11 protein-coding genes are annotated in these 13,605 nt (G+C 66.4%); 8 read left to right on the plus strand and 3 right to left on the minus strand.

Translation table 11 applies throughout. The features are described from left to right. Positions 1–419: 419 nt before the first annotated feature. From G3N93_RS01505 to G3N93_RS01540, 8 genes are all read left to right on the plus strand, one after another. Positions 420–1,574: a CaiB/BaiF CoA-transferase family protein gene (locus G3N93_RS01505; RefSeq protein ID WP_206121510.1), complete on the plus strand. Its 1,155-nt coding sequence runs from the start codon at positions 420–422 to the stop codon at positions 1,572–1,574. 301 nt (positions 1,575–1,875) lie between these two features. Next, positions 1,876–3,018, plus strand: a complete 1,143-nt coding sequence (locus G3N93_RS01510) for an acyl-CoA dehydrogenase family protein (RefSeq protein WP_011350179.1) — start codon at positions 1,876–1,878, stop codon at positions 3,016–3,018. A 78-nt stretch (positions 3,019–3,096) separates the two neighbouring features. Next, the gene (locus G3N93_RS01515) at positions 3,097–3,594 is read left to right on the plus strand and encodes a MaoC/PaaZ C-terminal domain-containing protein (protein ID WP_011350178.1); all 498 of its coding nucleotides are present in this window, start codon (positions 3,097–3,099) and stop codon (positions 3,592–3,594) included. A 5-nt stretch (positions 3,595–3,599) separates the two neighbouring features. Then, positions 3,600–4,817, plus strand: a complete 1,218-nt coding sequence (locus G3N93_RS01520) for a thiolase family protein (RefSeq protein WP_206132162.1) — start codon at positions 3,600–3,602, stop codon at positions 4,815–4,817. Between the two features lie 19 nt (positions 4,818–4,836). Beyond that, positions 4,837–5,256 (plus strand): Zn-ribbon domain-containing OB-fold protein, encoded by a 420-nt coding sequence (locus G3N93_RS01525; protein ID WP_174939219.1) that lies wholly within the window; start codon positions 4,837–4,839, stop codon positions 5,254–5,256. Between the two features lie 102 nt (positions 5,257–5,358). Continuing rightward, entirely contained in the window at positions 5,359–6,579 is a 1,221-nt protein-coding gene (locus G3N93_RS01530; protein ID WP_174939221.1) for a CaiB/BaiF CoA-transferase family protein, read from the plus strand. 22 nt (positions 6,580–6,601) lie between these two features. Beyond that, complete coding sequence (locus tag G3N93_RS01535; RefSeq protein ID WP_174939223.1) at positions 6,602–7,756, plus strand: CaiB/BaiF CoA-transferase family protein; 1,155 nt, start codon at positions 6,602–6,604, stop codon at positions 7,754–7,756. A 325-nt stretch (positions 7,757–8,081) separates the two neighbouring features. Next, positions 8,082–9,011 (plus strand): LysR family transcriptional regulator, encoded by a 930-nt coding sequence (locus G3N93_RS01540; protein ID WP_206132163.1) that lies wholly within the window; start codon positions 8,082–8,084, stop codon positions 9,009–9,011. A gap of 144 nt (positions 9,012–9,155) precedes the next feature. Here G3N93_RS01540 and G3N93_RS01545 read toward each other — a convergent pair whose 3' ends face one another. Genes G3N93_RS01545 through G3N93_RS01555 form a run of 3 tightly spaced genes read right to left on the minus strand, consistent with a single transcriptional unit; the run spans position 9,156 to position 13,584 of the window. Beyond that, positions 9,156–10,634, minus strand: coding sequence for an aldehyde dehydrogenase (locus tag G3N93_RS01545; protein WP_206132164.1), 1,479 nt, complete (start codon positions 10,632–10,634; stop codon positions 9,156–9,158). A gap of 29 nt (positions 10,635–10,663) precedes the next feature. Further along, positions 10,664–12,286: a GMC family oxidoreductase gene (locus tag G3N93_RS01550; protein ID WP_206132165.1), complete on the minus strand. Its 1,623-nt coding sequence runs from the start codon at positions 12,284–12,286 to the stop codon at positions 10,664–10,666. 11 nt (positions 12,287–12,297) lie between these two features. Next, positions 12,298–13,584, minus strand: coding sequence for an aromatic acid/H+ symport family MFS transporter (locus tag G3N93_RS01555; protein WP_206132166.1), 1,287 nt, complete (start codon positions 13,582–13,584; stop codon positions 12,298–12,300). Between the last annotated feature and the right edge of the window lie 21 nt (positions 13,585–13,605).

A 13,605-nucleotide genomic window follows, 5' to 3' on the forward strand; every position in this document is an offset into this window, starting at 1 on the left:
GACAACGGTAGCCTAGATCCCACAATGAAATGGTCAGCAGATTCCGCAGTCGTTTGCGATGCGGCGCGTGTGGCGATGTCGTCCGACTGGCCGGCATGTGAACCGCGACGCCGATCCGACACGAGAAGCGAGCGAGGGAGACGGGCCGCGCGGGACAGCGCGTGCTGAGCATCGGCGCCTCTCGAACTCGAACCATCGGCGAAGGGCTCGCAAGAGGCGTTCGCGCGTGAGGTTGCCCTCTCCCGTCGGTCGCGCGCTCGGCGGAAAAGCGCGGCGCACGGGTCGGCACTTCGCGAAGGGCACCGCGCGGCGCGATCCATCACATAGCGGGATCGGTGATCACACGATGGCGTCCGCGTGCGGCACGCACGATGCCCGGCACGCCGAAGCAGAACAACACGCTCATGGAGACAATCAGGATGCACAGCGCAAAAGGGCCGCTTGCCGGTATCAGGATCGTGGAACTGGGGGGCGTCGGCCCCGTGCCGTTCTGCTGCATGTTGCTGTCGGATCTCGGCGCCGAAATCATTCGTATCGACCGCCCGCCCGGCTATGACGGCGGCCAGCCCGGCGACCCGCGTTTCAACCTGCTGAACCGCGGCCGGCGCAGTGCCGCACTCGACCTGAAGAAAGCGGAGTCGACTGCGGCGATCCTGAAGCTGGTCGGCCAGGCCGATGCGCTCGTCGAAGGATTTCGCCCCGGTGTCGCGGAAAAACTCGGTCTCGGGCCGGAGGCCTGCCTCGCGGCGAACCCGTCGCTCGTCTACGGCCGGATGACCGGCTGGGGGCAGCAGGGGCCGCTCGCGCAGGCGCCGGGCCACGACATCAACTACATCTCGCTGAGCGGCGTACTGCATTCGGTCGGCACGGCCGGCGGCCCGCCGGTGATCCCGCTCAATCTGGCCGGGGATTTCGGCGGCGGCTCGCTGTATCTCGCGCTTGGCGTCGTGTCGGCGATCCTCGAAAGCAAGCGGTCGGGCAAGGGGCAGGTTGTCGACGCGGCGATGGTCGATGGTTCGGCGTCGCTGATGACGCTCTTCTACGGCATGCTGGCGAGCGGCTACTGGAAGGACGAGCGCGGCAGCAATCGTCTGGACTCCGGTGCACCCTGGTACAACGTGTACGAAACCCGCGACGGGCGCTGGATCAGCATCGGGTCGAACGAGTCGCGTTTCTGGCGCAATACGCTGGAGATGCTGGGCCTGCGCGAAGAAGAGATGCCGGATCAACACGATCGTTCGCGATGGCCCGAAGTCCATGCGAAGTTTGCGGAATTGTTCCGCACGCGCACGCGCGACGAATGGTGCGCGCTCGCCGAAGGGCGCGACGTCTGCATCGCACCGGTGCTGTCGATGGCGGAAGCGCCCGATCATCCCCACTTGCGCGCGCGGCAGACATTCATCGAGCGCGATGGCGTGGTCCAGCCGGCCCCTGCGCCGCGCTTCAGCAGGACACCTGGTGAAATTCAATCGTCGCCGGCGCTGCCCGGCGAGCACACCGACGAAGTCCTCGGCGACTGGGGATTCACCGCTGCGGAACTGGCCGCGCTACGGGAGGCCGGCGCGATCGCATGACGTGAGCGCTGCCCGTCATCGACGCTTGCGTGGCACGCGAGCGTCTCGCTGACTTTTTATACCGATTTCAATGACCGCCGCGCAGGGCGATGTTTCGCCCTGCGCGGCGCTTTCTTTTGCGCGCCGGTTCGTGGCCGAGATAGCGGCCGCCATTGCTTTTGCAGGCCATTGCGGGTTTCGGGATTTCCGAATCGGCACTTCAGAAATGGTCAGTTGGTTTGCCAGGCTCGAAGCCCTAAGCTCATTCCACGACGAACAACGCGGCTGCTTGAGCAGACGCCAACAACTGGAGCGAAGACACATGGCTAACTTTCTCGACGAATCGCAAACGATGTGGCTCGACACCGTGAACAAGTTCATGGACAACGAGATCACGGTCGAATACGTGCGCAAGTGCGACATGAATCGTGACTACCCGTACGAGGCGTACGACAAGATTGCGAAGCAAGGTTGGCTCGGCATCCTCATTCCGGAATCCGAAGGGGGCTCGGGCGGCGACATCTTCGATTACTCGTTGATGGCCGAAGGCCTCGGCAAGTTCGGTTTCGACTTCGCGTGTTCGGTGCTGGTGCCGACGTTCACCGCGATGAACATCATCAAGTTCGGCACGCCCGAACAGAAGAAGCAATACGTGCAGCCGTTCATCGACGGCAAGATCCGCTTCTCGGTGTCGATCTCGGAACCGGACGCAGGCTCGGATGCCGCGAACACGAAGACGCGCGCCCGCCGCGACACCAACGGCGACTGGATCGTCAGCGGCCAGAAGCTGTGGTGCAGCGGCGCGGCAGCGAAGGACACCGTGATCGCGATGCTGGTGCGCACGAGCACCGACGACAAGCACAAGGGCCTGTCGGTGCTGCTGATCCCGAACAACACGCCGGGGATGGTGATCAACAAGCTGCCGACGCTGTCGCGTCACGCGACGGGCACGACCGAGATCTTCCTCGACGAAGTGCGCGTGCCGGGCGATGCGCTGCTGGGCGAGGAAGGCCAGGGCTGGAAGATCATCACGGAACACCTCGAACTCGAACGCTGCGCGGTGGCGGCGGCATACACGGGTAACGCGCAGCAGGCCGTGACGACCGCCACGCGCTACGCGCACGACCGTATCCAGTTCGACCATCAGCTCTACGACTTCCAGGTGATTCGCCACCTGCTTGCCGACTGCCAGACGAAGGTCGATGCGGCGCGCCTGCTCTGCTATCGCGCGGCTCAACTCGCGGCCGACCACGTGCCGTGCAGCCGCGAAGTGTCGATGGCGAAGCTGTACGGCTCGGAAACGCTGAAGGAATGCGCGCTGGCCGGCATGCAGATCCTCGGCGGCTACGCGAACCTGCCGGAAGCCGACATGGAACGCTACCTGCGCGAGAGCATCCAGTCGACCATCGGCGGCGGCACGTCGCAGATCCAGCGCACGATCATCGCGAAGTCGATGCGTCAGTAACGGTCACGCTTTTCCCTCGAACGAAGCGCGCGGGCACGCGGTGCCCGCCACCATCCCAATTCAACCGGAGACACAGTAATGAGCGTCATCAACAACAGCGTCAACATTCCGCTCGACGAGCTGGAAATCGGCACGAAGTTCCGTTCGAATGGTCGCACCGTGACCGAGAGCGATGTCGTGATGTTCTGCATGTTCACGGGCAACTGGATCGAAATCCACTCGAACAAGGAATACGCGTCGAAGACCCGCTGGGGCGAGCGCATCGTGCAGGGCCAGCTGACGTTCTCGCTGATCTCGGGGCTGCTGCAGTTCGGCCCGGCGATCCAGGCGAACTACGGCGTCGACAAGATGCGCTTCCTGAACCCGGTGAAGATCGGCGACACGGTCTACGCCAGCGCCGAGGTGATCGCGAAGAAGGAGAAGGACGACAAGTTCGGCGTCGGCACGATGCTGATCCAGGCGTACAACCAGCGCGGCGAAGTCCTGCAGCGCAGCGAATGGAGCCTGCTGATGCTGCGCAAGCGTGCCGATCTCGACGCACTGATCGCCGAAGCGCAACCCGACTTCAAGGTCTGAGGAGCATGGCCATGACTCCCCGTCCGGTTGCGGCGATCGTCGGCATGGGCGATGCCTATGCGTCGCGCGCGAATCGCAAGGACCCGCTGCAGTTGGCCGCCGAGGCGACGCTCAATGCGCTCGCCGACGCGGGCATCGGCAAGGACCAGGTCGACGCGGTGTTCACGGGCCGTTCGCCGTGGGCCGACAAGCGCTCCCAGTGGAGCAACATCTTCATCTCGCACATGCAGATGCCGGTGACGATCACCAGCGAGCTGACGATGCATGGCGCGGGCCTGACGTCGACGCTCGCGATCGCGTCGCAGATGATCGCGGCAGGGCGCGCGGAATACGTGCTGTGCCTGCAGAGCGATGCGACCGAGCTGTTCGTCGACGCGGTCGCGATGGGCGCCGAGGCCGATGCGGATCCGCAGTTCGAGGTCCCGTACGGCCCGACGATTCCGGCGCTCTATGCGCAGGCCGCGCAGCGCTACTTCCACGAGTTCGGCATCACCGAAAGCGACCTCGCCGACGTCGCGATCGCGAACCAGCGCTGGGGCCGCCATCACCCGCATGCGGCGAAGGCGAAGTTCGGCGAGATCGATCGTGCGGCGGTGCTGTCGTCGCCGTACGTCGCGACGCCGCTGCGCCGCTGGATGTGTTCGACCTGGGGCGGCGGCACGGGCGGCGCGCTGGTCGTGACGTCGCCGGAGAATGCACGCCACGCGCGCAATCCGGTGTACCTGATGGGCTACGGATCGGCGACGACGCACGAATACCTGACCGACCGGATGAACCTGCGCACGTGCCGGTTCGACAGCATCGGTGCGTTGCCGAACCTGACGACCACGGCCACCGCCGAGGCGGCGCGCCAGGCTTATGCGATGTCGGGGCTGACGCCTGCCGACGTCGACATGGCGCAGCTCTCGGTGAACTTCGCGCACATGGGGCCGATCGTGATGGAGGATCTCGGCTTCGCGAAGAAGGGGCGCGGTATCGATGTCTATCGCGAAGGCCGTACGGGCGTCGACGGCGACCTGCCGACCGACACGAACGGCGGCTGGCTGTCGTTCGGGCAGCCCGGCATTTCCTGCAACATGGACAGCATCGTCGAAGCGGTCAGGCAGTTGCGCGGGCAACCGTTGGGGCTGGCGCCGTCACGTCGTCCTGAAACCGTGCTGGTGCAGGGCGCGGGCGGGATGCTGGCCGCCGGCGCCGTGCTGCTGCTGTCGTCCGCAACGTGAACCCTGATCGGGAGCATCCATGACCGAAACCCATTTGCCGAATGCCTGGCCGCAGCCGTACCGGCTGCTCGACGCCCAACCCTACTGGGACGCACTGGCCGAAGACAGGCTGACCTACCAGCGCTGTACCGACTGCAGCGAGGCCGTGTGGCCGGCCCATTCGTTCTGTACGCACTGCGGCGGGAAGTCGCTGAACTGGACCGAAGCGTCGGGCCGTGGCGAGATCTACTCGCACAGCACGATCATGCGCGGGCCGACGCCGGTCTGGGCCGACATCGTCCCGTACACGGTCGGCTTCATCCGGATGGACGAAGGCTACTACCTGTTCGCGCAGATCGACGAAGCGCCCGACGCGATCCGGATCGGCCAGCGCGTCGAAGCGCGGATCATCCAGCGAGGTGAACAGAAACTGCCGGTGTTCGTCCTGTCGGCATCCTGACGGCCGCGCGCGGAGCGCCGGAACAACCGGCGCCCGCGCGGCCGTTCATTCACGGAGGAGACATCGTGAACCTGCATTCCCAATCCGTCGACGGAGGCTGACATGGCCGGACCACTCGACGGTGTACGCGTGCTCGACCTGACGTCGAACTTCATGGGCCCCTACGCTTCGCTGCTGCTGGCGGACATGGGCGCCGACGTGTGCAAGATCGAATCGCGCGACGGCGACACGACGCGCAACATCGGGCCGAGCCGGCATCCCGGCATGGGCCCGATCTTCCTGCATCTGAATCGAAACAAGCGCAGCCTCGTGCTGAACCTGAAGCACCCGGACGGCATCGCGTCGCTGAAGCGGATGGCGGAAACCGCCGACGTGCTGCTGTACAGCATGCGGCCGCACACGATGGCGAAGCTCGGCATCGCGTACGAGGACGTGCGCAAGCTCAACCCGCGCATCATCTACTGCGGCGCCTTCGGCTTCGGGCAGAACGGCCCGTATGCGTCGCGCCCGGCCTACGACGACCTGATCCAGGCCGCGGTCGGCATGCCGGTGCTGCAAAGCCGCAAGAATGGCCCGCCGACCTATGTCGCGAGCGCGATCGCCGATCGGGTGGTCGGGATGGCGACCAGCAACGCGGTGGCGATGGCGCTGTACCGGCGCGAGAAGACGGGCGTCGGCCAGCAGGTGTTCGTGCCGATGCTCGAGACCTTCGCGCATTTCGTGATGGGCGATCACCTGTACGGACACACGTTCGTCCCGCCGCTCGGCGACTGGGGCTATGCGCGGATGATGAATCCGGACCGGCGCCCGTATCGCACGCGCGATGGCTACATCGGCGTGAACGTCTATGCGGACCATCACTGGAAGCGCTTTTTCCTGCTGTCCGGGCATCCCGAGATGGCCGAGGACCCGCGCTTCAACAACATCGGCGGTCGGACCGAGCACATCGCGCACCTGTATGCATTTCTCGCGCGCGTGTTCGAGACGCGGACCACGGCCGAATGGGTGAACACGCTGACCGAAGCCGACATTCCGGTGATCGAGATGAATACGCCCGAAACGCTGATCGACGATCCGCACATGACGGCGGTCGGGTTCTTCGCGGAGCAGGAGCACCCGTCGGAGGGGCTGATTCGTACGCTCGGCATTCCGCAGCAATGGAGCGAGAGCGCACCGGCGCTGCGTTATCCGGCGCCGCGTCTGGGCGAGCACTCGGTGGCGCTGCTTGAGGAGTACGGCTTCGAGCGCAACGAAATCGACGGGATGCTGCGTTCGGGCGGCGTGGTTGCGCCCGAAACGGACGGCGTGCCGCAACCGCAATAAATACGAAATCAGGAGAAGCGACATGTTACGCGATCTGCCGCTGTCGGGTGTCGTGGTAGTCGAACTGAGCGATAGCGCGTCGGCGCCGTTCGCCGGAAGGGTCCTGGCGGCGCTGGGTGCCGAAGTCTGGAAGGTCGAGCGCCCGACGGGCGACTCGGCCCGCGGTTGGGGGCCGAGCGAATGGAAGGGCAGCGGCGCTGCCTATCACGGGCTCAATCGGGGCAAGCGCGCGATCTGCATCGATATCAAGGACCGCGAGCAACTCGAGACGCTGCACCAGCTGATCGCGGAGCGGGCGGACGTCTTCCTGCACAACCTGCGACCCGGCTCCAGCGCCGAATACGGTCTCGATTCCGACAGCCTGCGCGTGACCAAGCCGGAACTGGTCTACTGCGAGATCGGTGCGTTCGGCCATCTCGGCCCGATGAACACGCTGCCCGGCTACGATCCGCTGATGCAGGCGTTCTCGGGGATCATGAGCATTACCGGCGAAGAAGGGCAGTCGCCGGTTCGCGCCGGGGTGTCGATCGTCGATTTCGGCTCGGGGCTGTGGGCCGTCATCGGCATCCTGTCTGCGTTGTATCGCCGTCAGGTCAAGCATTGCGGCGCAACCGTCAACGGTTCGCTGCTGGAAACCGCGCTGGCGTGGATGACCGTCAGCATCGCGAACTACAACGCGGACGGCGACACCGGCGGCCGCCACGGTTCCGGCGTCGCGTTCATCGTGCCGCACCGCGCGTATTCGACCACGGACGGTCACCTGATCGTCAGCTCGGCGAACGACACGCTGTTCGCGAAGCTGTGCGCGGCGCTGGATCGCCCCGAATGGGCGCTCGACGACCGGTTCGCGACCAATGCGGCGCGGCTGAAGAACCGGACGGAGATCGATCGCCTGATCGGCGAGCGCTTGTCGACGGACACCCGCGCGGTGTGGCAGGCGCGATTGCAGGCTGCCGGCATTCCCGTTGCGCCGATCCAGACGACGGCGGAGGTGGTCGACCATGCGCAGACGCATGCGCTCGGCATCATCGAAAAGCCGTCGGACGACGAAATCGGATTGGTCGGGCTGCCGTTGTCGTTCGACGGCAAGCGTACCCCGCCCTTGCATGCGGCGAGGGAGATCGGCGCCGACAATCCGTCGCTCGAAGCGCTGCTCAACGCGAGCCGGCACGCATAGCGCGGTAGCGGTCGGCGGCGGTCGACAGCCAAAAAATCGTCGCCGGTGCGACCGTGTTCGCGCGATCCGGGGCCGGACGAAAACCTGAGAGTCGATCCACCGGGCGTGCATCGCCGGCACCGTCGAGGTGCCGGCGAGTCGCACGTTGACGCGACGCACTGCGTGGCCGGCAGTGCGCGATCGGTATCGAATGCCAGTGTCCCGGAGGCCTGGAGTGGCGCCGCGGTCCTGGATTGCATCGGATGACCCTGACAGGGCGCTCGCGCGACGCGTGGCGACAGCCGCACCGTCCGCCGACGTCCTGAAGACGTGCATGAGGGGAGACATGAGTACTTTCAATCGCCTGCACCTGATTCGGCAGGTCGATCTGTTGACGTTGAAGCTGTTCCTGTCGGCGGTCGAGGAGCAACAGATCGGCCTGGCGGCGATTCGCGAGAACGTGGCCGCCTCGACGGCCACCAAGCGGATCCAGGATCTCGAGGACATCGCAGGCATCAAGCTGCTCGAACGCAGCCCGAAAGGGGTGCTGCCGAGCCCGGCGGGCGAGGTGCTCGTCCGTTATCTCCGGCGGATCTTCGCGAACCTCGACGACATGCGCTCGGAGATCGCGGCGTTTACCGACGGCATGCGGGGCGAGCTGACGATCGCGTCGGCGCGCTCGATCATCGTGCCGTTTCTCGCGCGCGAGATCGGCGAATTCCAGCGCGCGTATCCGCTCGTCAATATCGTGGTGCGTGAGCTCGACAATGCCGGCATCGTGCAGGCGGTCGCACGCGGCGAAGTCGACGTCGGTGTATTCGCGGCCGCTCACGCGCTCGATCTCGGCGGCGTCGACGTCACGCCTTATCGCGAGGATCGTCTCATCGCGGTCGTGCCGCAGGGGCATCTGCTCGCCACGCGCACGAGCGTCACGACCGAGGATCTGCTGTCGGAGAACCTGATCGTCGTCGGGGCGATGGTCGGCGCGATCCGGGCGGCGGCGCGCCGGCTCGGCGTGGATTTCCAGCCGCGATACGATGTCCGCAGCACCGGCGTGGCCGTGAGCCTGGTGCAGGCCGGGCTCGGTGTGACGGTCCAGCCGGAATGCATGGTGAGCCATGAGCTGTTCAGCCGGGTCGCCGTGCTCGAACTGGCGGAGCCGTGGGCCGTGCGCCGCGTCCAGGTCGCCACGGCACGCGGTCGCGAGTTGAATCCGATCGCGCGTGCGTTGATCGAGCAATTGCTCGACCTGCCTGAAGACGCGCCCGTGGCATGACGAAATGCGGAAGGCCCCGGCCGCGCGGGTTAGCGAAGCACGGGGCCTCGGGAAGGACAGGCATCCCGCGTGCGTCAATCCAGACCTGAACCTGAACCGCCTGTTCGACCGCGTCGACCAGGCGGTTTGCGCTTTCTTCGCGGACTACGCAAGCGGCTGATCGAGCACGATCGTCTTCGATTCGACGAACGCATTCAACCCTTCGACACCGCCTTCGCGCCCGATACCGGATTGCTTGAAGCCTCCGAAGCCGATCGAGAAGTCCGTGCGCGACGCATTGTGTCCCACGGTGCCGGTACGCAGTTGCCGCGCAACCTGCAACGCATGCTGGGCGTCGGACGTGAACACCACCGCATTCAGGCCGAAGATGGAATCGTTGGCGAGTTCGATCGCATGCGCTTCGCTGTCCGCCGCGATCACGGACAGCACCGGCCCGAAGATTTCCTGCTGTGCGAGAGTCGACCGGTTGTCGACGTTGGCGAACACCGTCGGCTCGAAAAAGAAGCCACGCGACAGATGGCGCGGGCGTGCGCCGCCGGCGGCGAGCGTCGCGCCTTCGGCGATGCCCTTGGCTACATGGTGCTCGACCGTGTCGCGCTGTCGCGCGGTGGCCAGCGGGCCGACCGTCGTGGTGTCGCTGAACGGGTCGCCGAGCACCATCGCGCGCGCGGCCTCGCTCAATGCGTCGACCATCGTGTCGTGCTTCGCGCGCGGCACGATGATGCGCGTCAGGCTGTGGCAAACCTGCCCGGTCAGGTAGCTGAAGTACGACTTGCCGAGCACCTGCGCGGCCGCGTCGATATCGTAGTCGTCCAGCACGAGCGCCGCCGATTTGCCGCCCAGTTCGAGCGTGACGCGCGCGATCCGCCCGGCCGCGACCTCGCTGATGCTGCGGCCGGCTGCGGTGGAACCCGTGAAGGTGATCTTGTCGACGGACGGATTTCGCACCATCGCCTCGGACACCTCGCGATCGGCGGTCACGACGTTGACGACGCCGGGCGGCAAGCCGATCTCGTCGCAGATCTGCGCGAACAGGTACGCGGAAGTCGGCGCTTCCGGCGACGGCTTGATGATGACCGTGCAGCCCGCGAGCAGCGCGGGTGCGACCTTGTACGCGATCAGCGCGGCCGGGCCGTTCCACGGCACGATCGCGAGGACGACGCCCACCGCTTCCTTGACGGCATACGCCTGGTGTCCGGTCACCGAGCGGTGCGGCTCGACGAACGGGTAGGTGTCGGCCATGGCCGCGTACTGCCGAAACGCCGCGCCGAGAAACTGGCCGATGCGCGGCTTCGCGATCCGCTGGAGGATGCCCGACTCGATGCTCCAGCCGCGCGCGAACTCGTCGTTCGCCGCTTCGAGGCGTTGCGCGATCCGTTCCAGGCAGGCGGCCCGCTCGGCCGGCGTCATGCGCGGCCACGGCCCCTGGTCGAACGCGCGGCGTGCCGCATCGATCGCACGCGCGGCGACGGCCGCGTCGGCGCGTGCCACCCGCGCCGCCACGCGCTCCGTGCTGCCGTCGAGCACTTCGACGGTTTCGGCGGAAGGCGAGGGCGTCCACTGGCCGTCGATGTAGAAGCAGTCGGGATGGTCCAGCGGAATGGTTCGGTCGTTTGCTTGCATGAGAGGTGAGGTCGTCCTGGTGTGTGGAGTCAGACGGAAACGGCCCGGGGCGCGGTGGCATCCGCGCGAATCATGTCGGCGCCCTTCTCGCCGATCATGATGCAGGCCGCGTTGGTGTTGCCGGCCACGATCCGCGGCATGACGGACGCGTCGATGACGCGCAGCCGGGCCACGCCGCGTACGCGCAGCCGCGGGTCGACGACAGCCTGCGCATCGACGCCCATCCGGCAGGTGCCGACCTGATGCCAGCCGCTGTTGCCGTTCGCCTTGAGGTGCGCGAGCAACTGTTCGTCGGTCGTGACGGCGGCGCCGGGCGCGAGCTCGTGGACGATCCGCGATGCGAGCGGTGCGGCGTCGGCAATGCGTCGCAGCATCCGCAAGCCCGCGAGCGAACGGCGGATGTCGCCGGCGTCGCTCAGGTAGTTCGGATGAAACGCGGGCGCCTGCAGCGGGTCGGGCGACTTCAGCGCCATATGGCCGCGTGAATCGGGCGTCAGCAGCACCATCGACCCGCCGATGGCCGGATAGTCGTCGACGACCGGGTCGCCCGACGCATCGAACTTGAACGTCATCGGGCTTACCGTCAGTTGCAGGTCCGCCTCCGGACGCCCGGCCTCGCTGCGCGCATAGGCGGTCACGGGCGCCGCGCCGATCGCGAGATAGCCGCCGCCGGTGAGCAGGTAGCGCGCGCCTTCCAGATACTTCCGCAGCCCGCGCAGCTGGTGGTTGTACGAGCTTTCCGGCGTGACGCGCCACGCGAACGAGCCGAACCAGTGATCCTGCAGGTGGCGGCCCACGTCGGGCGATTCGACCGTCGCGGCGATCCCGTGCCGGTGCAACGCGTCGGCATCGCCGATGCCCGACAGCATCAGCAGATGCGGCGACGCGAGCGCGCCGCCCGACAGAATCACTTCCCGCGTGGCGACGATCCGGCGCCGCTCGTCGTTGTCGAGCACCTCGATGCCGGTGGCCTGGCCCGATTCCAGCAGCACGCGCGTCACGCGCACGCCGGTATGGACGGTCAGGTTGCGGCGATGGCGAACGGGCTCGATGAACGCGTTGTACGACGTATGGCGGCGCCCGTTGCGGATCGTGTATTGCCGATAGGCGACCCCTTCGTGCGGCGGCCCGTTGAGATCGTCGCTGCGTCGAATGCCCACCTGTTGCGCGGCGGCGATGAAATCGTCGGCGGTCGGATGGGTGATCGCCGCATCGCTCACGTGCAACGGGCCCTGACCGCCGTGATAGGCATTCGCGCCGCGCTGGTTCGTTTCCGACCGGATGAAATGCGGCAACACGTCGTTCCAGCCCCAGCCGTCGTTGCCGAGTGCGGCCCAATGGTCGAAATCGCTCGGCTGGCCGCGCATGTAGATCATGCCGTTGATCGCGCTGCTGCCGCCGAGCCCCTTGCCGCGCGGCCAGTACACCGTGCGGCCGCCGAGCGTCGGCACCGGCTCGGTATCGAACGCCCAGTTGAAGCGCTTGTTCATGAACAGCTTGCCCGCACCGGCGGGCGTGCGTACCCAGAAGTTGTTCATGTCCGGGCCGGCCTCGACGAGCAGCACGCGCACGGCAGGGTCCTCGGACAGCCGGCTGGCGACCACGCAGCCCGACGAGCCGGCGCCCACCACGATGTAATCGTAGATTTCCATGAGGGGGTGTCTTATTGCGATGACGGAATCAGCGGCACGACGGTCGCCGCGATGATGGCGGGAATCGCGAACGCATAGAAATTCCAGTGCAGTCCGAGGTTCGCGCCGACGATCCAGCCGCCGATCATCGGGCCCAGGATCGAGCCGAAGCGCCCGATGGCCTGCGCGCCGCCCAGTGCCGAGCCGCGGCACGCCGTCGGGAAGTGCGCGGCGATATAGCCGTAGATCAGGCTGCTGGTGCCGATCGAACCCAGCCCGGCGCCGAACACCGCGAGCATCAGCCACGCGAAATCGAGCTTCTGGCTCAGTGCGACCAGCGACAGTGCGCCGATGACGAGGAACGGAAACATCACGCGTTTCGAGCCGAACCGGTCGGCCAGCCATGCGCCGCCGAGCATGCCGACGACCGCGCCGAACTGCATCACCAGCAGGAACTGCAGCGACGACCCGAGCGGATAGCCGGCCGAGCGCATCAGCTGCGGCAGCCACGCGTTGAGCCCGTAGGTGATCACCTGGACGCAGAACGTCATGAATACCAGCAGCAACGCGGTGGTTCGGAATTCGCGGGACAGCACCAGCCGGTAGCCGCGTATTGCTTGCGCGCCGTCTTGCGACGCTTGCTGTGCCTGCTTGTCCTGCAGGATCTGGTCGAAGTCGAGCGAATACCGGGCCGCGAGCGTGCGTGCTTCGTCGACGCGGCCGCGATCGACCAGGAAGTCCACCGATTCGGGAAGGAAGAAGGCCATCATCGGCAGGATCACCGCATAGAACGCGCCGATCGCGTACAACGTGCGCCATCCATGGTCGTGCAGCAATGCGATGGCGACCAGGGCGCTCACGATGCCGCCCACCGAATAGCCGGTCAGCGTGAGCGCGTTGTACAACTGGCGTCGGCCCTTGGGGGCGTACTCGACCGACATCGCGACGGCGGACGGCACGACGCCGCCCATGCCGATGCCCGTGACGAAGCGGGCGGCGCCCAGGAAGGTCGGCGACGTGGCGAGCGCACAGACGATCGAGCCGACGGAAAACCACAGGACGCCCGTCATCAGCAGGCGACGCCGGCCGATGCGGTCGGTCAGCGGGCCGGCCACCGCCAGCCCGACCATCAGGCCGACCAGGGTCCAGCTTCCGATCATGCCCGCGCCGGCCGGGCTCAGGTGCCAGCCGGGTTCACTCAGCAGATGCGGAACGGTTGCACCGTAGACGATGAGATCGTAGCCATCGGCTACGAGCGTCAGGAAACATAGAAAGATGACGAATAGACGGCTTCGGGCCTGCGGCGTTGCTTGACTCACGTTGTCTCCTTACCTTTGTTG

This window comes from Burkholderia sp. Se-20378, from assembly GCF_017104665.1.
GTDB classification, from domain to species: Bacteria; Pseudomonadota; Gammaproteobacteria; order Burkholderiales; family Burkholderiaceae; genus Burkholderia; species Burkholderia lata.